Origin of the sequence: Streptomyces violaceus, assembly GCF_036014075.1 — a bacterium.
Lineage (GTDB): Bacteria > Actinomycetota > Actinomycetes > Streptomycetales > Streptomycetaceae > Streptomyces > Streptomyces violaceus.
Genome location: NZ_CP107911.1, coordinates 1,106,533 through 1,127,360 on the forward strand (window position 1 = coordinate 1,106,533; position 20,828 = coordinate 1,127,360).

General features: G+C 71.6%; 15 protein-coding genes. 6 read left to right on the forward strand and 9 right to left on the reverse strand.

Features of this window, described 5'->3' with window-relative positions; all coding sequences use genetic code 11:
• Positions 1-31 precede the first annotated feature (31 nt).
• Positions 32-2,308, forward strand: a complete 2,277-nt coding sequence (locus OG542_RS04960) for a magnesium transporter CorA family protein (RefSeq protein ID WP_328408546.1) — start codon at positions 32-34, stop codon at positions 2,306-2,308.
• Here the strand turns inward: OG542_RS04960 and OG542_RS04965 are convergent.
• The 3 genes from OG542_RS04965 to fxsA form a co-directional block, all read right to left on the reverse strand.
• A complete protein-coding gene (locus OG542_RS04965) occupies positions 2,286-3,281 on the reverse strand; it encodes a hypothetical protein (protein ID WP_328408548.1) in 996 nt (331 codons plus the stop codon). The two genes, OG542_RS04960 and OG542_RS04965, sit on opposite strands and share 23 nt — an antisense overlap.
• 56 nt (positions 3,282-3,337) lie before the next feature.
• The gene (fxsT, locus tag OG542_RS04970) at positions 3,338-6,964 is read right to left on the reverse strand and encodes an FxSxx-COOH system tetratricopeptide repeat protein (RefSeq protein WP_328408550.1); all 3,627 of its coding nucleotides are present in this window, start codon (positions 6,962-6,964) and stop codon (positions 3,338-3,340) included.
• A gap of 127 nt (positions 6,965-7,091) precedes the next feature.
• Positions 7,092-7,286, reverse strand: a complete 195-nt coding sequence (gene fxsA, locus OG542_RS04975; RefSeq protein ID WP_311128909.1) for an FxSxx-COOH cyclophane-containing RiPP peptide — start codon at positions 7,284-7,286, stop codon at positions 7,092-7,094.
• Positions 7,287-7,484: 198 nt separating this feature from the next.
• On the opposite strand from fxsA, the gene OG542_RS04980 reads away from it, so the two are divergent.
• Together OG542_RS04980 and OG542_RS04985 are read left to right on the forward strand one after the other, a co-directional pair.
• Positions 7,485-8,717, forward strand: a complete 1,233-nt coding sequence (locus tag OG542_RS04980; RefSeq protein ID WP_328408553.1) for an FxsB family cyclophane-forming radical SAM/SPASM peptide maturase — start codon at positions 7,485-7,487, stop codon at positions 8,715-8,717.
• Entirely contained in the window at positions 8,714-10,090 is a 1,377-nt protein-coding gene (locus OG542_RS04985; protein WP_328408555.1) for an aKG-HExxH-type peptide beta-hydroxylase, read from the forward strand. The genes OG542_RS04980 and OG542_RS04985 overlap by 4 nt, the downstream gene beginning before the upstream one ends.
• An 81-nt stretch (positions 10,091-10,171) precedes the next feature.
• Here the strand turns inward: OG542_RS04985 and OG542_RS40665 are convergent, their stop codons facing one another.
• The 6 genes from OG542_RS40665 to OG542_RS05010 form a co-directional block, all read right to left on the reverse strand.
• Positions 10,172-10,249 carry a 50S ribosomal protein bL37 gene (locus OG542_RS40665; RefSeq protein ID WP_370443954.1) on the reverse strand — a complete coding sequence of 26 codons (78 nt, stop codon included), beginning with the start codon at positions 10,247-10,249 and terminating at the stop codon, positions 10,172-10,174.
• A 170-nt stretch (positions 10,250-10,419) separates the two neighbouring features.
• Positions 10,420-11,607, reverse strand: a complete 1,188-nt coding sequence (locus tag OG542_RS04990; RefSeq protein WP_311128906.1) for an ABC transporter ATP-binding protein — start codon at positions 11,605-11,607, stop codon at positions 10,420-10,422.
• Positions 11,608-11,633: 26 nt separating this feature from the next.
• The gene (locus OG542_RS04995) at positions 11,634-12,467 is read right to left on the reverse strand and encodes a carbohydrate ABC transporter permease (RefSeq protein WP_142156932.1); all 834 of its coding nucleotides are present in this window, start codon (positions 12,465-12,467) and stop codon (positions 11,634-11,636) included.
• Positions 12,467-13,423, reverse strand: coding sequence for a carbohydrate ABC transporter permease (locus OG542_RS05000; RefSeq protein WP_311128905.1), 957 nt, complete (start codon positions 13,421-13,423; stop codon positions 12,467-12,469). Before OG542_RS05000 ends, OG542_RS04995 begins: the two co-directional genes overlap by 1 nt.
• Before the next feature lie 70 nt (positions 13,424-13,493).
• Positions 13,494-14,702, reverse strand: a complete 1,209-nt coding sequence (locus OG542_RS05005) for an ABC transporter substrate-binding protein (protein WP_328408560.1) — start codon at positions 14,700-14,702, stop codon at positions 13,494-13,496.
• A 258-nt stretch (positions 14,703-14,960) separates the two neighbouring features.
• Complete coding sequence (locus OG542_RS05010; RefSeq protein ID WP_328408562.1) at positions 14,961-15,641, reverse strand: TetR/AcrR family transcriptional regulator; 681 nt, start codon at positions 15,639-15,641, stop codon at positions 14,961-14,963.
• Positions 15,642-15,778: 137 nt separating this feature from the next.
• Between OG542_RS05010 and OG542_RS05015 the strand changes: the two genes are divergently transcribed.
• The 3 genes from OG542_RS05015 to OG542_RS05025 are packed head-to-tail and all read left to right on the forward strand — an operon-like array spanning position 15,779 to position 20,756.
• Positions 15,779-17,251 carry an MFS transporter gene (locus tag OG542_RS05015; protein WP_328408564.1) on the forward strand — a complete coding sequence of 491 codons (1,473 nt, stop codon included), beginning with the start codon at positions 15,779-15,781 and terminating at the stop codon, positions 17,249-17,251.
• The gene (locus tag OG542_RS05020) at positions 17,248-19,050 is read left to right on the forward strand and encodes an ABC transporter ATP-binding protein (protein WP_328408566.1); all 1,803 of its coding nucleotides are present in this window, start codon (positions 17,248-17,250) and stop codon (positions 19,048-19,050) included. The genes OG542_RS05015 and OG542_RS05020 overlap by 4 nt, the downstream gene beginning before the upstream one ends.
• Entirely contained in the window at positions 19,047-20,756 is a 1,710-nt protein-coding gene (locus OG542_RS05025) for an ABC transporter ATP-binding protein (RefSeq protein ID WP_328408568.1), read from the forward strand. The genes OG542_RS05020 and OG542_RS05025 overlap by 4 nt, the downstream gene beginning before the upstream one ends.
• Positions 20,757-20,828 lie beyond the last annotated feature (72 nt).

Consider the following 20,828-nt stretch of genomic DNA (forward strand, 5'->3'; position numbering starts at 1 on the left):
GCGCCTCTCCGGACCCGCAAGGAGTGCCATCGTGGCCGCAAGCAGCGCAGACACCTGGTACAGCAACCCCTTCCCCCTGGTGCCGGTCGTGCGGCTCGGCCCGTCGGCAGACCTGGGTGAGGCACCGGTCGAGGCCGCGGACTCGGGCAACGCCCATGTCTCCACCCAGTTCCTCGGGGACCTCGAGGGCCTGGTGCGCGACTACCTCCGGGACCGGACCCGGGGCGGCCGGCGCGGCCGGGCGATCGCCGTGGTGGGAGAGTTCGGCCTGGGCAAGAGCCACGCGGCGCGCGAGGTCTGCAACGGGCTCGCCCGTCCGGACGGCCCTGCCATGTGGATCGTCGACGAACCGGTGCAGGACTTCGGCCGCATGTACCGCGACCGGCTGCGGGGCCCCGCCGACACCCCGGAGGGCAGGGCCGCGTTCGAGGAACTCGTCCGGGACTACTACGCCTATGTGACGGCGGCCCGGGTCGGCGAGCAGAGCTCCGATTCGCGGCCGGGCCGGGCGGACGACATCCCGCTCGGCGACATCGCCCTCGACGACATCGCCACCGGGCTGCGCGACCGCGTCCTGGACCCGGACAAGGTGGTCTCCGCCCTGCGCTACGACCCCGAGGTGATGCACGCCGATCTTCGGGTCACCCTCGGCGAGGTCACTGAGCACAGGAGGTTCGCCACCGCGTTCGCCCTGCTGCAGGACCCCCGGTTCAGCTCGATGGTCTGGGCGTGGCTGACCGGTGACGAGCCCGCCCCGCAGTTGCGGGAGCGCGGCATCAAGGACGCCGTCACGGGTATCGACCCGGTCTTCGACGCGCTGGCCGTCCAGGGCTTCCTGCACGGCCGGGTCGGCAAGCCGTACGTCCTGCTGATCGACTCGCTGGAGAAGGTGCTGGACTGGCCGGAGGACTCCCGGCGTACGTTCGTCGACGCGTTCGAGCGCCTGGTCAACGTGTATGTGAGCCGGGGCGGGCTGCTGGTGTTCTGCACCTCGCCGAGCGGGCTCAACGCGTTCCGCCCGAGCCTGCACGAGCGGGTGGTGCAGCTGTGGCCGAACCGCTTCACCGCGGAGCTGACGGCGGATCTCGTCGCCGAGTACATCGGTTCGGGTGCCCGTCCGGGCCCTGCCCTGGACGCGGGCGCGATCGAGCGGTGGCCCGCGCCCTTCGGCTCCGAGTCGGTCGCGATCCTCCAGGAGCTCAGCGGCGGGGTGCCGCGGGAGATCCTCAAGGCCTGCCATCATGCCTGGCAGTTGAGCGAGGACGGCGGCGGGGCGGTCCGGGAGGTGACCGCGGCGACCGTGCTGCGAGCCGTGCGCGATCTGCACGACAACGTCTCCGAAGACCAGGTGCTCTCCACGATCCATGACGCGCTGGCCCTGGGGCAGTGGCGCATCGCCTCGGTCGACCCGGTCCCGGCGCGGGGGCCGGCCGCGGACGGGCCGCTGGTGGTGGCGTACTGGCTGGAGCCCTTCCCGAACGCCTACATCGCGATCGTGGTCACCCCGTCGGTGCTGGTCGCGGACGACCAGGAGCGCATCACCGCGCGCGTCCGGGCGCTGCGCGGCGCACTGCATCCGGCCCGGGCCGAGGTGCTGCTGGTGGTCAACGGCCTTGTGTCGCGGACCATGCGGGACCGGCTGGCACGCTCGCTCGGCTCACAGCCCCTGCTGTACCGCCCGGGTGACTTCGAGCGGGCCGTGAACGAGGCCCTGGACCGGCTGCGCGCCCGGCTCACGCAACTCCGCCAGGAGGCCGATCTCGCGGAGCTGACCAGCGAGCTGCGCGGTGCGCTCGGCGAGCACAGTTCCCAACTGGGCCGGCTGCGCCGGACGGTGAGCGATCTGGCCCGGCGTGATCTGGTCGCGGCCGCGCCCGGCCCCGCGCGCACGGCACTGCCGGAGCCGGTCGAGGGCCGGTTCGAGGAGGTGTTCTCGCTGCTCGACGCGGCCGTGGAACGGCTGGCCGCCCGTTCCTCCGGCGGTGGCACGGGCGAGAGCCCGCCCCTGCGGGCGGGGCGGGCCGATCTGACGGCGCTGGGCTGCGCCACCCTGGTCCGGCAACTGACGGAGAGGTTCCGCACGGGCGCCGACGCCTGGTTCCGTGCCGCCTCGCCCGGCGCGCCGTCCGAGGAGCAGTGGGCGGGGCTGCGCCGGGTCTGCCGGGAGTACGAGACGGCGGTCGAGGTGCTGCCCGTGCAGTCCCTCGGCAGTTCCGGCCCGGCCCACCGGCCGAGCGCGGCGCGTGCGGTGGAGGCGCTCGCCGACGAGGTCTGGGGCGGGCTGGTCAGTGCGGTCCGGGCTCCGTGATCTCACGCAGGGCGCCCGCCAGTCGGTGCAGCCGGCTCTCCGCGTGGGCGACCTGCCGCTGGTCGAGCGTCACCCCGAGGACGTAGTCCCGCGGCGACAGCCAGGTCACGTACACGGCTCCCTCCTGGACGTCCAGGACCAGACGGTCGGCGGGCGGCTGCACCACCAGCCGCAGCGCGTCGGTCAGCCGGGCGAGATGGCCGCGCAGGCCCTGGGCGAGGTCGCGGTACCCGGTGCGGCGTGAGCGCACGCTGGTCTCGAGGAAGCGAGGGCCGAGCTCGGCGTTCTCGAAGACGTCTCCCGCGCAGACGAGTTTCCAGTCCCGGTAGAAGGCGGCGTAGTGCAGGTCGAGGGTGTTGAGGTGACCGCCCCACACGGCCCGCAGTCGCATTTCGGACAGGTTCTCGTGCTCGGCCGCCGCCGTACCGAAGTCGATGCGCAGCTTCTCCTTGTGTTCCGGCAGCGGGTCCGGAGGGTCCGTCATGCCACCGGGCAGTTCGTCGGGCAGGTGGTGCACCTGGGTGCGGATGGTGGAGACGAGGGTGTTCATGGCCGCGTCGGCGGCGGGCATCCCGCCGGGCGTGTCGGTGAGCGCGGCCAGGTACTCCCCCGGTTTGACGCGACCGCCCCACAGGCCGCCGCGTGCGTTGGCGACCACGACGCGCATCAGGTCGCCGGTGCCCAGCGGCCGCATCAGCGCGCCCAGGTCCTGGGTGCACAGCAGGAGCCGGCTGCCGGGCAGGGCCTCGTTGGCGATGTCCTCGCCGCCCACGGTGACCAGGCTGGACAGCGGGGCGCAGCCGCTTCTGCGGAGGACGAAGTCGATGATTCCGCTGCTGTAGTGGGACACCGACCTGAGAGCGGGGACGCCTGCGAAGGCCCCTTGGCACAGCTCGGTTATTCGGCCGTGGCCCTCCGGGAACCAGTGGGACTCGGTGAAGAGCTCGGTCTCCGGGTGCGGGGCTGCTGCCACGTACGCTCACCTTTCCGTCGGGGGAACCGTCCGGGTGCCGGGGCCGGTGTCCGGCCCTAGATGCCGGGCAGTTCCAGATCGATGTCGAAGTCCCTGGCCGTTGCCGTGCGGGCCGTGGGGCGGGAGGTGAGCCAGGCGTGGTGCGCGCGCACCCGCCGGCCATCGGGCCGATGCCCCATGTCCAGGTCCCGCAAACGGCGCAGGGCGCGCTCGGCGAGTCCGGTCGCCTCGTCCACGCGTCCGGCCGCGGCCAGGGTGGCCGCGAGGGAGTTCTCCGCGGCGGAGATCCAGGGGTGGCTGTCGCCGAGCCGGTCCTCCAAGAGGTGCAGGGCGGCCCTGCCGGTGGCCTCGGCCTCTTCCAAGGCGCCGGTGGCCCGCAGGTACACCGCGTGCCGGACCCCGGCCAGTCCGGCGTAGGGGTGCCAGGCGCCGAGGGTGCTCTCCAGGGCGTGGCCGCACTGGCGGGCCTCGTGTTCGGCCTCGTCGTGCTTGCCGAGCGCGTGCAGGTCGGCCGCCAGACTGAAGCGGCAGCGCAGGGTGTCCAGGTGGTCGGCGCCGAACCGGCCGGTGGCTTCGGCGAGCACCCGCCGGTCGCGCTCCAGTGCCTTCTCGTAGCCGTAGACCGTCTCGTGCGAGCGGGCGGAGTTGTAGGTGATGCGCCGTTCGCTGACGGCCAGGCCGAGTTCGATGCTCAGCCGGGTGCCGGTCGCGACGTCGCCGTGCCGGTGCAGCCACTGCCGCAGCAGGTCCTGGGACTCCGCGTCGCGGCCCAGCGTGCGGTAGACCCAGGCGAGCAGGTCGGCGGACCGCCAGACGGCCGGGTCGTCCTCGCCGCCGACGGCCTGGCGGTAGCGGAACCGGGCGAGGAGCCGGGCCAGCGAGTCGGGAGCGCGTCCGCTGAGCGCCTCCGTGAACGCGAGGTTGTGCTCGGCCTGCACGGTCGCGCGGTGCCGCGGTCCGAGCAGCAGCGTCAGGCCCTCCAGCACCGGCCTGGCCTGGAAGAGCGCGTCGGAGAACCTGCCGAGGGAGCGCAGCACGGCGCCGTAGGAGTCGGCGGACAGCAGCGTCCTCGGGTGCAGGGGGCCGAGCAGTCTGCGGTGGCCGCGCAGGGCCTGTTCGGAGAGCCAGCGGGCGTGTTCGTAGGCGCCGTCGAGGCGGTGGGCGCGGGCGGTGAGGTTGAGCAGGCGCAGATACTCGGGTGACGGGTCGTCATCCTGCGGGCTCCAGGCCTCCTGCGCGCGTTCGGAGATGTCGAGCAGCCGGGCCAGGTCGGCGGTCTCGCCGCGCTGGCTCAGGGCGTTGAGATGGCGCAGCAGGGAACGCCGGACGCGGGGGCGGTCGTCCTCCCACAGACGCAGCGAGTACACCTCGCGTGCCCAGTCGGCGGACAGGCCGCGGTTCTCGTCCGGGGTGAACTCGGCGAGGGTGCCGCGCAGCACCTGCTCGATGCGGGCGCGCTCGGCCGGTTCCATGCCGTCGCGGAGGGCGTCCCGTACGGCGTGGTGCTGCCCGAGGGGCTGGTCGGGCCGGTCGAAGTCGACCTCCAGGAGCCCGACCCGGGACAACGCCCACAGGGCGACGCTCACCATGTGCTCGTCGGGCAGCCGCAGGTCGGCCGGGGTGCGGCGCGCGCCGGGGTTCCGGGCGCTCGTGTCGTCGCGGGCCAGCTCCGAGAGGATGTGTCTCGACCTCAGCAGTTCGAGTCCCATGCCCCGGCCGGTGAGCAGCGAGGCCGCGTTCAGCAGCCAGCCGAGGGCGTCGCTGGTGCGGCTCTCGGCGCGCCAGGCGGCGGCTCCCGGGGTGTGCAGCACGGTCTGCCGGGCCACGCGCACCATGACCGCCACGGGCGGGGCCGCGCCCTCCCGTTCGAGCAGGGCCTCCTGGGCCGTGCGGTATTCGGCGAGCAGGTGTGCGACGGCGGCACGGGCCGCTGTCTGGTCGCCCATGCTGTCGTCGCGCCGGTGTGCCGCGGCGCGCTCGGCGAGGCAGAGGGCGGCGATGCGCACGGCGAGCGGGACGAAGCCCAGGACCTGCCCGACCCGCTGGGCCTGCTCCTCGTCGATCTCCGCGAGCCGTTCGCCCAGGACGGCCCGGCATTCGGCGGGCGACATGGGCGGCAGGGCGAAGGCCGCCATGTCCTCCGTGGCGGGGGCGGTGCGGCTGGTGATGAGGACGTGCCCGCGGGCGTGGGGCGTGGGCAGCAACTCCCGCAGCCCGTCGGGGGACTCGGCCCCGTCGTACACGAGCAGCCAGCTCTGCGTGTCGGCGCGGGAGAGGTGGTCGAACAGCGCCGGGGAGGCGCCGTCCCCCGTCGTGGCCAGGTCCAGCCGGCCGGCGAGCCGGTTCAGGCCGCGGTGGGCGCGGGGGACCTCCCAGGAGCGCACCCACCACACCACGTCGTAGGCGGAGCCGAAGCGGTGGCACAGCTCCCGCACGGTCTCGCTCTTGCCCCAGCCGCTCGCGGCGTGCACGACCAGCGGGGTGTGGTCCCGGCCGGCCGTGTGCAGTTCCTCCCAGAGACCGCCGAGGACGTCGTCCCTGCCGACGAAGCCGCTGTAGCGGGGGGCCACGTTGGTGACGGCGGGCAGCCGCGGGAACCGCGCGCCGGGCGGGCCGTCCGCGGGTGGCGGGGCGCCGAGGCCGAGTCCGGCGTACAGCCGCCGCACGGCCTCGTCCTCGTCCGTCCCGCGCAGGTCGATGCGTTCGTGGTGGGCGGCGCCCGCGTCCGGGAAGGGCTCGTCGGCCAGGACGATCCGGACGTCGGGGTGGGACAGCGAGGCGAGCTGGGCCAGCGCCGCGTGGTCCATGTCCGCCGGAGAGAGGAACAGCAGCGCCGTGCCGGGGGCCGGCCGGTCGCCGGAGTAGGCGTCCTGGGCGCGCAGCTCGGTACGGATGCCGCCGCGCCGGAACTGGTCCTCCAGCCAGGCGGCCCAGGGGGCGTGGCGCTGGGAGTGGACGAGGGTGACCCGGCTGAGCGGCACCGGCCGCCGGTTGCGGAGCCAGTCGGCGAGCCGTTCGTAGTAGGGGCGCAGCCCGGTCACCGAGCCTTCGGGCTCGCTCTCGACGGCGAGTTGCCGGGTGTCCAGGTAGAGCGGGTGGTACGGGATCTCCAGGAAGGCGACCTCGGATGTGCGGGAGGTGCGCGAGAGAGGGCCGAACTTGCGGCGGACCCGTTCGCGGGCGCCGCGCAGCCGGTCGTGCGACTCGACGTTGCTCTTCAGGCCGAGGGCCAGCAGCGGAACGGGCCGGTCGGCGCGGCCGCCGCTCAGCTGCTCGGCGAGGGCGGCGGCGCCGTCGATGGACCAGGCCGTCATGGCGAAGCAGAAGACCAGCGAGTCGGCGAGGGACCCGAGTCTGCCCTCGGGCGGTGCGCCGGGCGCGTCGGGCAGCGGGGCTTCGACGAGGACGTGGTCGTGGCGCAGGGCGTCGGGGTCCGAGGCGAGGGCGAGGAGGGAGGCGGCGTCCGGGCGGGTCACGGAGGCGATCCGGCCGGGCACCGGCTCGGGCACCGGTGCGCCCGGCGGTGCGCCGGTGGCGCGGCCGTCCACGATGAGCACGCTGCGGTTGCTCGCGGCCAGCAGGTCGGCGACGTTGCGTACGGTCGTGCTGACGCCGAGGTTCTCCGCGGTGGAGCAGAAGAGGGCGAACCGTCCCGAGCGGTCGGCTGCGTGGGTGTCGGGCATGGCCACTCCGCTTCGGACGGCAGGTGCTGGACGGTGGTGCACGACAGTCAGGGACGGTCAGTATAAGGCGAGTTGCCCCTGATCAGGCGGTTTCGCGCTCGACGGTGGCGTCGCCACGCGGTGCCGGTCACTGGCTCTCGCTGAACCCGGTGACGAAGGGATCTCCCGCCGTGCGCCCGGTGCGCAGCCGGCGCAGGGTCTCCCCCAGCACCGAGGGCGGCAGTGCGGCGAGGTCGTCCAGCGGCACGTCGGTGAGGTCCAGCACGACGGACTCCAGGGTGGCCTCGCCCTGCTCGGCACCCGCTTCCTCGAGCTCTGCCATGGCCCATCCTCCGCGGATTGTGTCCAGTGTTGACGTCCCCACCGGGTGGCTTCCGAAACCGGCTACTTTCGGGCGGGGGCCGCGGGGACGACGGAATCTCGATGTTGACGGTCTGTCACCGGCACCGAATACTGGGCCAAATGGCGTGGCCGGCCGGGTGGGCACCGGGCCGGCCGGCATGCGAACCGGGGGGTACGTATGAATCGACTGCGCCATGCGGAGCCGCCGTGGCCGGTCGCGGCCGACGTCGTGGCGAGGGAAGCCGCCGGATGGGTGCCCGCCCCGTTCCACTCCTTCGTGCTGAAGACGCACAGCCGCTGCGACCTCGCCTGCCGCTACTGCTACATGTACCGCTCGCACGACACGAGTTGGCGTGAGCAGCCGCGCGTCATGGCGTCGGACGTCCTCGACCGTACGGCCGAGCGCATCGCCGGACATCTGGCGGCGCACGGGGTGCGCGAGGCCGGGGTGGTGCTGCACGGAGGCGAGCCCCTGCTCGCCGGGGAGGCCGCGCTCGGCCGTGCCGCCTCGGTCCTGCGCGCCGCCGTCGGTCCCGGGGTACGGCTGCACCTCGCGCTGCAGACCAACGGCGTACGGCTGACCGAGCGCTGGCTCGACCTGTGCGCCGCGCACGGCATCCGCGTCTCGGTCAGCCTGGACGGCGACCGCGCGGCGCACGACCGGCACCGGCGCGGCGCCGACGGGCGCGGCAGCCATGCCCGGGTCGCCGCCGCCCTGCACCGGCTGGCCGACGGGCCGCATCGCGAGCTGTTCGCGGGCCTGTTGTGCACCATCGACCTGCGCAACGACCCGGTCCGCTGCTACGAACACCTGCTGACGTACCGGCCGCCGGCGGTGGACTTCCTGCTGCCGCAGGGCAACTGGCACACTCCCCCGCCGGGGTTGCGGCCCGGCCTGCCGGGCACGCCGTACGCGGACTGGCTGTGGCGGGTGTTCGAGCGGTGGTACGGGGCCAGCCGGCGGGAGACCCGGGTGCGGCTGCTCGAGGACATGATGGCGCTGCTGCTCGGCGGCGCCCCGGAGACGGAGGCGCTGGGCCTGGCCCCGGTGCGGTACGCCGTGGTGGAGACGGACGGCTCCCTCGCCCAGGACGACACGCTGCGCACCGCCTATCACGGCGCCGCGCGGACGGGTCTGCACGTCGGGCGTGACTCCTTCGACGCGCTGCTGCGCCATCCGGGCGTCGCGGCCCGCCAGTGGGGCGCCGACGGACTGTCCAAGCAGTGCCGCGACTGCCGGCTGCTGCGGGTGTGCGGGGGCGGCCACTACGCCAACCGCTACCGGCCGGCCACCGGGTTCGCCAACCCCAGTGTCTACTGCGCCGATCTGACCGCTCTGATCGACCGGGTCAGGGAGCGGCTGGCCGGGGACCTGGACCGGCTGCGCGGCGCCCCGGCGGAAGCCGCATGAGGCCCGTGCCGCTCCGTGTGCCCGGCAGGGTCTTCACCGCGGTCGCGACGGGCGGCGGCGGGGCCGAGGCCCTGGAGCTGCTCGCCCGCGCGGAGTACAGCCGCCGTCTGGCCTGCGCCCACGCGGTCACCGAGGCCGCCCGTGACATCGGCGGCCGCGTGGCCGATACGGCCGGACAGGCCTGGGAACTCCTCGCCGCCGCCCACCGGGCCGATCCCCGGGAGGTGTCGGCGGTCCTGACGCACCCGTCGGCGGGCACCGCGCTGATCGGCCTGCTGGCCCGTCTCGACCGCGTCGTCGAGGGCGAGGCCGAGGCCGGTGCGGCGGGCGGGCTTCCGGTCCACCGGTTCAGCGCCCTCGCCGCGGCCGCGGCGGTGCGCGCGGGGGTGTCCGCACGGGTGCGGTGGTCCCTGACGGCGGACCGGGTCTTCCTGCCCTCGCTCGGTGGCGCCCGCTTTCCCGGTGCCTGCCCGGATGACGTGGCCGAGGTGGTGGTCGGTGCCGACGGAGCGGCCCGGATCGGGGTGGCGGGACGGAGTTCCGTGCCCGGTCCGGTCGACGTGCCGGAGGCCCCTGACGCATCCGAACCGACGGGACGGTGGCAGTCGGCACACCGGCTCCTGGTACTGGACACCGGCGCGCCGCTGCTCCTGGACGACGTCGACCCGCTGCGCTTCCCGGGCGTCCCGGAACAGCCCCTGGGCCTAACGGCGGACGATCTGCGCTGGTGGAAGGCCACGACCCGGGAGGCCTGCGACACACTTCGGTCCCATCACCCGGGGACCTACGCCGAACTCGCCGCCGGCCCCCGCACCCTGGTCCCCCTCGACAGCACCGGCAGCTTCAGCGGCAGCAGTGCGGAGGCGTTCGGCTCCATGGCGCTGTCCCGGCCGCGCACCGGGCGCGGTCTCGCCCTGTCCATGACCCACGAATTGCAGCACAGCAAGTTCGCCGCCGTACTCCACCTGTTCGATCTGTTCGAGCCCGGCGGTGAGGAGCGCTACTACGCGCCCTGGCGTCCCGACCCCCGGCCGTTGCTCGGACTCTTCCACGGGGCGTACGCCCATCTTGGCGTGACGGACTTCTGGAACCGCCACCGGGCCGTGGAGCAGGACGCCGAGGAACTCGCCCGGGCCGAGGCCCAGTTCGTCCGCTGGCGCACGGGCGCCCGGGAAGCCACGGAGGTCCTGCTGGCCTCCGGCCGCCTCACGTCCCTGGGGCAGCACTTCGCTGGGACCATGCTGAACACCCTGGACGGCCTGTGCCGCCTCCCGGTACCGGCCGAGGCCCGGCGCCGGGGGCTGGCCCTGGCGGCGGAGCACCGGGCGGAGTGGGTACGGAGGAACGGGGTGCCGGAGGCGCTGCTGATCTGAGGGGACGACCAAGAGGCCGTATCGGAACTTTCCGATACGGCCTCTCCGACCTGCTTTCGCCGGCGCGCCCGCAGGGCTTCCTCAGGACTGCGGACGGCTGCCGTGGTTCGCGCCGTTCTTGCGGCGGGCCTTCTTCTTGCGACGTCGCTTCGAGGACATCGAACCTCCTCTTTCTGGCTTCTCGGTCACTATCCACCGGATTGTCGCATCCGGTGATCACAGAGCGCCTTTCCAGCCGTCACTACGGCAAACACACCCGCTGCGCATGCACATGGGTGGCCTACGTCACGGTGGTGGCGTGGGCGGGATCGCGCCCTGTCGGTGCCTCGTCAGTCCGCCCGCACTGGATGCGTGAGGTTCGCTCCGGTCGCCGGGTCGAACACGTGAGCCTTGGCCATGTCGACCCGCAGCTCGACCGGTTCTCCCTCGCGGGCACGCGTGGCGGCGTCCAGGCGGGCCACGAGGTGACTGGTGTCGGCGCCGGTGTCGCGCAGGCCCGACTCCTTGGCGAGCTCCTCCAGTTCGGTGGTCGTCGCGGGCCCGCCCTCCGCGGCGAAGTAGACATACGCATCGGAGCCCAGCGACTCCAGTACCTCCACGGTGGCGGTGAAGACCGGGCCCGTCCGGGCCCGGTCATGTGACAGGGCCACGTCCTCGAAGGCCTCCGGCCGCAGCCCGACGATGACCTCGCGGGGCGCGTTCTGGCGTTCCAGCGCCTGCCTCGTACGGTCGTCGAGGGTCAGGTCGCCCAGGGACGAGCGCAGGGCACCGCCCTCCAGAGTGGCGTTCAGGAAATTCATCGCCGGGGAGCCGATGAAGCCGGCGACGAAGATGTTGCGCGGCAGGTCGTACAGCTCGGCGGGTGTGCCGATCTGCTGGACCAGGCCCTGTCTCATGACCACGACGCGGTCGCCCAGCGTCATCGCCTCGGTCTGGTCGTGGGTGACGTACACGGTGGTCGTGCCGAGGCTCCGCTGCAGCCGGGAGATCTGGGTGCGCATCTGTACCCGGAGTTTGGCGTCCAGGTTGGACAGCGGCTCGTCCATCAGGAACGCCTTGGGATCACGGACGATCGCCCGTCCCATGGCCACCCGCTGGCGCTGACCGCCCGAGAGGTTGGCGGGCTTGCGGTCCAGGTGCTCGGTGAGGTCGAGGATCCGGGCGGCGTGCGTCACCTTGGCGTCGATGGTGTCCTTGTCCACCTTGGCCAGGCGCAGCGGGAAGCCCATGTTCTCCCGGACGTTCATGTGCGGATACAGGGCGTAGCTCTGGAACACCATGGCGACGTCGCGTTCCTTGGGAGCCAGGTCGTTGACGACTCGGTCTCCGATGCGCAGGGTGCCCTCGGTGATGTCCTCGAGTCCGGCGATCATGTTCAGGGTGGTGGACTTGCCGCATCCGGACGGACCGACCAGGATCACGAACTCGCCGTCTGCGATGTCGAGGTCCACGTCCTTCACGGCGAGGGCCCCGTCGGGAAAACGCTTGGTGACTCCCTCGAGGATGATCTCGGCCATGGGTGGTGCCTCCTTGCCTTCCCCGTTCAGCCCTTGACTGCCCCGGAGGTCAGTCCGGCGACGATCCGCCGCTGGAAGAGCAGGACGAAAACGATGATCGGGATGGTGATCACCACAGCGGCGGCGGCGATCGACCCTGTGGGCTGCTGGAACTGGGAGCTCCCGGTGAAGAACGCGATAGCGGCCGGCACGGTGCGCGCGGACTCGGTGGAAGTCAGCGAGATCGCGAACAGGAAGTCGTTCCAGCAGAAGATGAACACGAGAATGGCCGTGGTGAACACGCCGGGCGCGGCCAGCGGCGCGATGACCAGCCGAAAGGCCTGCGCGGGTGTCGCCCCGTCGACCTTGGCGGCCTTCTCCAGATCCCAGGGGATCTCCCGGAAGAACGCCGACAGGGTGTAGATCGCAAGCGGCAGGGAGAAGGTCATGTACGGGATGATCAGCCCGATCCAGGTGTCGAAGATCCCGATGATCCGCTCGATGTTGAACAGCGGTGACACCAGGGAGATCGGCGGGAACATGGCGATCAGCAGTGACATCCCGATGAGTACCCGCTTGCCGGGGAACCGCAGCCGGGCCACCGCGTAGGCGGCCATGGTGCCCAGTGCCACCGCGATCACCGTGGCGATCAGGGCGATGCCGATCGAGTTGATCAGCGCGCGGGTGAACTCGGCGGTCTCGAAGATGCCCCGGTAGTTCTCCCAGGTCCAGTCCCTGGGAATGTAGTCGCCGTCCGTGAGGGTGCCGGGGTCCTTGAACGACAGCGCGGCGATCCACCACACCGGGAACAGGGCGTACAGCACCACCACCACGTTCAGGACACCCCATCGGGCGGCATGTGTCTTTCCCACCGCGGCCATCAGCGCTTCACCTCCGCGCCGGGTGCGGCGGTGCCGAACAGTTTGACGAAGGTGAAGGCGATGATCCCCACGCAGATGAAGATCAGGACCGAGATCGCCGACCCGATACCCAGGTTCAGCGCGGTGAACAGGTTGTCGTACCCGAGGATCGACAGAGAGCCGGTCCCCTGGGCGCCCGCGGTCAGGATGTAGATGTTGTCGAAGATCCGGAACGCGTCCAGGGTGCGGAAGAGCAGTGCCACCAGGACGGCCGGCTTCATCAACGGCAGCATGATCTTGGTGAAGCGCTGCCAGGCGGTGGCACCGTCCACCATGGCCGCCTTCAGGGTCTCCTCGGGAACCAGCGCGAGTCCGGCGAGCAGCAACAGGGCCATGAACGGCGTCGTCTTCCACACCTCGGCGAGGATGATCAGCCAGAGGGCGGGCCACTGCTCGGTCAGCGGAGCCTCCCCGCTGGGCAGCAACTCGGCGAGGTATCCGAGATCAGGGGTCCAGGCGTACTGCCAGGAGAACGCCGCGACCACGGTGACGATCCCGTACGGAATGAGGACCGACGTGCGGACGACGCCGCGCCAGAAGATCGTGCGGTGCATCACCAGGGCGAGCCCCATGCCGAGGACCAGCTCGATCGCCACGGACACGGCGGTGATGAAAAGCGTGACCCAGAACGCGTCCCACCAGAACGGGGAGGACAGCACCGCCCCGTAGTTGCTCAGGCCCACGAACTCCGCCCGTCCGGGAAAGCGCAGGTCGTACCGCTGGAGGGACAGATAGACGGCGTACCCGATGGGGTAGGCGGTCACGGCGGTCATGACGACGACGGCGGGCGCGCAGAGCAGCCAGCCGAGCCGCCGCTCCTGCCTGGCGCCCGCCGAGAGTGCCGCCCGGTCCGGCCCCGCCTCCGTCGCCGGCTCGGGGGGCGGCGGGGCTCCGGCCGCCTGTGCCCTCGTGCTCATCTCGGGCCGCCCGAGGACGAGGCCCGCGCACTACGGCGCCGGCCGACGGGGTGCTGCGGGAAGAGATGGCTCACGGGATCACACCCTCGGATCGCAGGGCATCGTCGATCTGCTCCCTGATGGTGTCGACGGAGCTCTCCGGTTTGATCCCGGACGGCGGAGACAGAGTGTGGGAGACCGCGATCGACACGTTCTGGTAGACCGGAGTGATCGGGCGCACGCTCGCCGACTCCAGGGCGGCCAGCACGTCCTTGGAGAAGGGGTACTCCTTCATGAACGCGGGCTCGTCGTACAGGGCGCGCAGGGTGGGCGGCAGACCGCCCTCGAGCGCGGCGGTGAGCTGGTTCTCCCGGTTGCGCAGGCACAGCGCCGCCTCGAAGGCCAGGTCGGGGTAACGCGAGTAGGCGCTCACCGCCAGATCGATGCCGCCGATGGTGGGCCGTGCCGGGCGGTTCGCGTCGACGCGGGGGTACGGCGCCCAGCGGAAGTTCTTGAACAGCTCCGGGTTGTTCGCCTTCATCGACGGAAAGACGAACGGGTAGTTGAGTTCGAACGCCGCCACCCCCGACTCCATGGCGAGGCGGTTCTGGTCCTCCATCTGGTTGGGCAGGGAGGGGTCCGCGGCCGGGGACTTCGCGAGATCACGCATGATCCCGGCGGCCCGCACGGCAGGAGGACCGAGGGAGGGCTCGGTCGCGCTCGCGTTGAGGATGGAGCCGCCCGCGCTGTTGATCAGCGTGTTGAACCAGGCGGTCAGGCCCTCGTACTGGGCGCCCTGGATCTCCACGAAGTGCGGTTTGCCCTGCCGCGCGAGGGCGCCGGCCATGTCCAGCATCTCGGCCCAGGTCCTGGGCGGGGTGGGCACCAGGTCCTTGCGATACCACAGGAGCTGGGTGTTGGTGTTGTACGGGACGGCGTACAGCTTGCCCTTCCAGGTCGAGGTCCGCAGCGGTACGCGCAGGGTGCCCTCGACTGCCTGCCGCTTCGCCGTCCCCGTCCACTCCCGGATCCAGCGCGCCTCGGCGAACTCCGCCGCCCAGGTGACGTCCAGGCCCAGGATGTCGAGCGAGTCGTCCTCGGCGGCGAGCCTGCGGACCATCTGCTGACGCTGGCCGTCGGCGGCGCGCGGAAGCTTGTTGTAGCTGATGCGGTAGCGGCCGCCCGACGCCTGACCGCACCGGTCGGCCGCTTTCTGGAGCGCACCGGAGTCGTCCGGGAAGTTGTACCAGTTGAGGGTGGGCCTGCCGGAGCCCTCGTCACCGCCACACGCGGCGAGCACGGACGCCAGCAACGGCAGTACGGCGAACGCCCGCAGCCATCGCGTCCCTCGGGGACGTCCTTTCTGACCCGAAACGGGCCGGCAGCCGCACCTCGCGTGCACGCGCTCCACACCTCGCTTCCGGACGGTGGCACGGACTCGGACCTCGCAGCATTTCCCTCCCGGCGAACACTAAAGACCACATAAAGCAACATCAAGGACATATCGCATCTAATCGTTCACAGCCCCGCTAGTGGCGGCCCGGCCCGTTGTCCGTGCTCAGCCGGCGCCACGCGGGGCGGCTTGTGCGAGCAGGCCGTAGACGAACGTGCGGAGCCCCTCGGGGTAGATGTCCCGTGCGGCCAGCGCGGCCCATCGGACGCCGATGGCGGCCAGGTGGGGCACATGGGACGGGTCCAGGTCGTCGCGGTAGGCGAAGGGCCGGCCCTCGCCCAGCCGGCGGGCGGAGTGAGCGCGGACGAGGACCTCACCGACGGTGTAGTACCAGATGTTGCGGAAGACGTCGACGCTCTGTTCGGGTGTGCATCCGTGGTCGCCGGCGCCGGCCACGATCGCTTCGACCATCCACATCGCCGATTCGTCGAGGAGACCGACGAACCCGTCGGCCGAGAGAACCTCCGCGGCCCATGGCCACGCCGCGAGGGCGTCGTGCAGCGCGGTGGCGGCCGTAATGACGCGCTCCCGTGGGTCACCGGGCAGTTGCGGGCGTTCGATCTGCTCGATGTGGTGATTGAGCAGGAGGAGCAGCAGGTCGTCCTTGTTCCGGATGTGGTGGTAGAGGGTCGTCGTCCCGATGCCGATCTCGGCGGCCAGGCGGCGGATCGTCAGCTTCTCCCAGCCGTCCTGGTCGATGAGCCGCCGGGCGGCCACCAGGATCTGCGCACGGGAGGTCAGGGGTGGCCGGCCGGTGCGGCCGTGCGGTGCGGGCGCTCGGGACATCGTCCCATCATGCCGCCCCACCGCCCTCCGCCTCGAAACGGGTGCGGTTCGGCTTTCGTGTTCACGGCGGCCTGACCCGTGCTACTTTCGGAACGTGTTCGAAAAGTCAAAAGGCAGCGTCAGGAGGGGAGTTCGTGATGACGAACAGTTCCGGTGCTCGGCCAGGTCTCACGCTCGGCGCGGTGGCCCTCGTGCAGTTCATGGTGTCGCTGGACCTGTCGGTCGTGAACGTCGGACTCCCGCAGATCGCCGCCGGTCTCGGCTTCAGCGCGGTGGGCCTGACCTGGGTGATCCACGCCTACGCCCTCACCTTCGGCGGGCTGCTCCTGCTGGGTGGCAAGGCCGCCGACCGGTACGGCCGTAAGCGGATCCTGCTGCTCGGGCTCGGCCTGTTCGGGCTCGCCTCCCTCGTCGGCGGCTTCGCCCAGGAACCCGGCCACCTTGTCGCCGCCCGAGCGGCACAGGGCATCGGGGCCGCCGCGCTGGCTCCGGCCGCACTGGCGCTGCTGACCACGACGTTCCCGGCGGGCAGGGCCCGCATCCGGGCCTTCGGGGTATGGAGTGCGACGAACGCCGCCGGAGGCGCCCTCGGCGTCCTGTTGGGCGGCCTGCTCACCGAGTACGCCAACTGGCGATGGGTCATGTTCGTGAACGTGCCGATGGCCGCTTGTGCGCTGGCGCTGGCCTGGCGCGGCGTCGCCGCCGGCCCGCCGGCCGCTCGCGGTGGCCGTCCGGACGTGCTCGGTGCAGTCCTGGTCACGGCGGGCATGACCCTGCTGGTGTTCGGCGTCGTCCGCACGGATCAGTATGCGTGGACCTCGCCGGTCACCCTGACGACTCTGGCGGTCGCCGCCGCACTGCTGGCCGCGTTCATCCATGTCGAGCTGACCACCGCCCGCGAACCTCTGGTCCGGCTCGGCCTGTTCGCCAACCGCTCGGTCACCGGCGCGAACGCCTACACGCTCCTGATCGGCGCGGCCATGACCCCCTGCTTCTACTTCGCGTCCCTCTACCTCCAACACGTCCTCGGGACGGGGCCGGCCCGGACCGGGATCATGTTCCTGCCGTTCGCCCTCGCAGTGGTCGCCGGCTCCGTGCTCGCCGTCACATTCGGCTACCGTCTCGCCCCCCGCACCCTTCTGGTCATCGGTGGACTCCTGGCTGCGGCCGGGCTCGCCTGGTTCGGCCTGATCAGCCCCGATGGCGCCTTCACCACCGACGTCCTCGGGCCCTCGATCGTCACCGGCGGCGCCTTCGGGCTCTGCCTCGGACCGGTCGCCTCCCTCGCCACCGCCGGCGTCGCACCCCACGAGACCGGCACCGCCTCAGGCCTGCTCAACAGCTCACGCCAGATCGGCGCCTCACTCGGACTCGCCGCCCTCGGCGCCGCGGCTCACCACCGCACCGGCCGGACCGCCACACCCGAGGCACTCAACGACGGATACGCGCTCGGGCTGACCCTCAGCGCCGCGCTCCTGGTCGCCGCGGTCATCGTCGCCCTCGCCGTCCTGCCTCGAACAAGTCCACCGTCACGGGTCGAGCGGACCGATGACCTCGGCTCGGCTCCGGGCCCCGTCGCGAAGAGAGAGTCGAAGACAGGAGGATCATGACATCACCACCCGATGCCGATTCCACGGTGGGACGGAACATGGCGGGGCTGCTGCGCCCCTATTACTTACGCTTCGCTGCCCTGGTGACCCTTCAGGTCATAGGCGCCCTCGCGGGTCTGATGCCGCTGCTGGCGGTCGTCGAACTGGGGCGCTCTCTGCTGGCGCCCGGCCCGGTCGATCACGGTCATGTCTGGTTCGTCGTGACCGCGGGTGCGGTCGGCTTGTTCCTCCGACTGCTGTTCACGGCCGCGTCGTCGGGAATCGGGCACATCCTCGACGGTCAGGTGCAACTGACGTTCCGCCGGCAACTGGCCGCGCAGCTGGGGCGCGTACCGATCGGCTGGTTCTCCCGGCGCGGGACCGGCGAGCTGGCAAAGGTGGTGGGCGAGGACGTCAGCGCCGTGCATCCGTTCATCGCCCACACCCCCGGCGAGCTCGTCTCCGCCTTCGTGGTGCCGCTGGTGTCGCTGATCTACCTGTTCACCATCGACTGGCGGCTCACACTGGTCACGCTGATACCGGTCCTGCTGGCAGTGGCGCTGGTCCCCCTGATGATGACCCCGACGCGGCTGCGTGAACAGGAGGAGTTCGACGCCGGCATGGGGCGGATCGCGAGTTCGGTCGTCGAGTTCGTCCAGGGCATCTCGGTGGTCAAGGCGTTCGGCGGAAGCGAGCGGGTCCACCGTAGGTTCCTCACGGCCGTGGACGATTTCGTCGGCAGCTTCTTCCGGATGGTGCGCGGGCTCGCCGGGATCGCCGCCGGGATGCAGGTGGCGCTGTCGCCGCCGTTCGTGCTGCTGGTCGTGCTGATCGGCGGTACGGCTCTCATCACCGCCGGTGACCTGGCCGCGGCCGATCTGCTGCCCTTCCTGCTGCTCGGATTGGGCCTGACCGCTCCCGTGGCGGCCCTGGGCCACGGCTTCGACGACATGCAGGCCGCCCGGCGCGCGATCGGCCGGATCCGGGACGTGCTCGAGGTGCGGCCGCTGCCCGAGCCCACGCACCCGGCCACGCCCCAGGGGCACCGCGTGGAGTTGCGTGACGTCCGATTCGGCTACGAAGCCGGTCACGAGGTGCTGCGCGGGATCGACCTGGTGCTCGAACCGGGGACGGTCACCGCGATCGTCGGGCCGTCGGGGAGCGGGAAGTCCACGCTGGTGCAGCTGTTGCCGCGGTTCTTCGACCCGACCCACGGTTCGGTCGCCCTCGGCGGCGTCGATCTGCGCGAGCTCGGCAGCCGGGAGCTCTACCGAAAGGTCTCCTTCGTCTTCCAGGACGTCCGGCTGCTGCGCGCGTCGGTCGCGGACAACATCGCGCTGGCAGTACCGCACGCCGACTTCGACGACGTGGTGCGCGCCGCCCGGCTGGCGCACATTCACGATCGGATTCTCACACTGCCCCGCGGCTACGAGTCGGTGATCGGCGAGGATGCCGGGCTGTCGGGTGGCGAGGCACAGCGGATCTCCCTCGCACGCGCACTGCTCGCCGACACGCCGGTTCTCGTGCTCGACGAGGCGACCGCCTTCGCCGACCCGCAAACCGAACAGGCGGTGCGCCGCGCACTGGCGACGCTGGAGGGAACCCGGACGATCCTGGTCATCGCCCACCGCCTGGAGACGATCGCTGAGGCCGACACCGTCGTGATGCTGGACAACGGGTCGATCGTCGAGCGCGGCAAGCCCGCCGAACTGCTGGCACGGAACGGAAGGTTCGCCGCGTTCTGGCAAGCCCAACGGTCGGCGATCGCCGACCGGACCGAAGCCCACAGTGGCGTACAGCGAGGAGGTGAGCCCCGATGATTCGCATGCTGCTGCGCGTGCTGGGGCACGAGTACGCCCGGCCGGTGCGTCGCACCGTGGCCCTGATGACGACGACCGCCCTCGTCGAGGGTTTGTCCTACGCCCTGCTGGTTCCCGTGCTGCGGGCGCTGTTCGGGAACACACCCGAGGACGCCTGGCCCTGGCTGGTCGCGTTCGGGGCCGCGGTCGCCGTCTACGCGGTGCTGCGCTATGTCAGCGATCGGTTCGGCTTCCTGGCCGGGACCACGCTGTTGCGCGGCACGTACCACCGACTCGGCGACCATCTGGCCCGACTGCCCATCGGCTGGTACGACGCAGGCCGCCTCGGGGAGGTATCCGTCCTGGCCAGCCGCGGCGTCCTCCAGGCGATGAGCGTGATCGCGCATCTGTTGGCACCGTTCATCTCCGCCTGTGTGACCCCCCTGACGATCGTCGCCGTCATGCTCGCCTTCAACTGGCAGCTGGGCCTGGCCGCGTTGGCCGCCGTTCCGGTCGTGGCGGCGATCCAGATGCGGACGGGACGCTCGATGGCCGCCACGGACATGGAGCGCCACGAACGCGACCACGAGGCCACCGGGCGAGTCATCGAATACCTCCAGGCCCAGCCGGTGCTGCGCGCCGGCGGCCGGACCGTCGAACGCTTCCGGGTGCTCGACGACTCGCTGCGAGAAGTCCGGCGCGCCTCCCGCCGAACCGCGCTGTCGGCGCTGCCCGGCGTGGTGGGTCTGGCACTCGCGGTGCAGACGATGTTCACCATCGTGCTGGCCCTGGGCGCCCATCTCGCACTCGGCGGGAACATCGGTGCGGCGGAGGTCCTGGCGATCCTGGTGCTGGCCGCCCGCTGCGCGGATCCGCTGCTGTCGCTGTCGGACATCGGCGGCCAACTCCGCGGCGCTCGACACCAGTTGGCGCGGCTCGACACGGTATTGCGCACCGAGCCGCTGCCGGAACCAGCCGAACCGATCCAGCCGGTACGCCATGACCTGGAGTTCGAGTCCGTCGTCTTCCGGCAGGGCGACCGCACGGTGATCGACAACGCGTCGTTGTCCGTGCCGGAGGGACAGCGGCTTGCCGTTGTCGGACCGTCGGGTGCGGGCAAGAGCACACTGCTGCAACTGATCGCGCGGTTCCACGACGTGCACTCGGGTGCTGTGCGCGTGGGAGGGGTGGACGTGCGCGCCATCGACACGGAGGTGTTGATGGCGCGGATCGCCATCGTCTTCCAAAACGTCTATCTCTTCGACGGCACGATCGAGGAGAACGTACGCCTCGGTCGTCCCGACGCCGACGAAGCCGAGGTGCGGGCGGCGGCGACCGCTGCGCGACTGGACGAGGTGATCGAGCGGCTGCCGGGCGGATGGGCGGCGCATGTCGGCGAGGGCGGCGCACTGCTGTCGGGCGGTGAACGCCAGCGTGTCTCGATCGCGCGAGCACTGCTGAAGAACGCGCCCATCGTGCTGCTGGACGAGGTGACCTCCGCATTGGACCCGGTGAACGAGGCAGCCGTCCACGAGGGCATCGAGCGCCTGATGGCCGGCCGGACGGTGGTGATCGTCGCGCACCGGATGCGGACCGTCCAACGCGCCGATCACATCGTCTTTCTGGACGGCGGCCGGATCGTGGAGAGGGGCACCCACGACGAGTTGCTGCGGCGCGGCGGCCGCTACGCCGATTTCAGCAAGGCGGACGGCTCGGTCTTGTCGTAGCGACCGGCCAGGCCGCGCCACTGCTCGAGTCGTCGTCGGGGTGCGGCGGAGCTCGGTGCTGTCCGGCTGGTT

Coding starts and splice junctions, on each gene's coding strand:
- OG542_RS04990 (WP_311128906.1), bottom strand. CDS start 11,607: ATGGCCGAGATCATCCTCGAGGGAGTCACCAAGCGTTTTCCCGACGGG.
- OG542_RS40665 (WP_370443954.1), bottom strand. CDS start 10,249: ATGTCCTCGAAGCGACGTCGCAAGAAGAAGGCCCGCCGCAAGAACGGC.
- fxsA (WP_311128909.1), bottom strand. CDS start 7,286: ATGGCAGAGCTCGAGGAAGCGGGTGCCGAGCAGGGCGAGGCCACCCTG.
- OG542_RS04995 (WP_142156932.1), bottom strand. CDS start 12,467: ATGGCCGCGGTGGGAAAGACACATGCCGCCCGATGGGGTGTCCTGAAC.
- OG542_RS04985 (WP_328408555.1), top strand. CDS start 8,714: ATGAGGCCCGTGCCGCTCCGTGTGCCCGGCAGGGTCTTCACCGCGGTC.
- OG542_RS05015 (WP_328408564.1), top strand. CDS start 15,779: ATGACGAACAGTTCCGGTGCTCGGCCAGGTCTCACGCTCGGCGCGGTG.
- OG542_RS04980 (WP_328408553.1), top strand. CDS start 7,485: ATGAATCGACTGCGCCATGCGGAGCCGCCGTGGCCGGTCGCGGCCGAC.
- OG542_RS05025 (WP_328408568.1), top strand. CDS start 19,047: ATGATTCGCATGCTGCTGCGCGTGCTGGGGCACGAGTACGCCCGGCCG.
- OG542_RS05010 (WP_328408562.1), bottom strand. CDS start 15,641: ATGTCCCGAGCGCCCGCACCGCACGGCCGCACCGGCCGGCCACCCCTG.
- OG542_RS05020 (WP_328408566.1), top strand. CDS start 17,248: ATGACATCACCACCCGATGCCGATTCCACGGTGGGACGGAACATGGCG.
- OG542_RS05000 (WP_311128905.1), bottom strand. CDS start 13,423: ATGAGCACGAGGGCACAGGCGGCCGGAGCCCCGCCGCCCCCCGAGCCG.
- fxsT (WP_328408550.1), bottom strand. CDS start 6,964: ATGCCCGACACCCACGCAGCCGACCGCTCGGGACGGTTCGCCCTCTTC.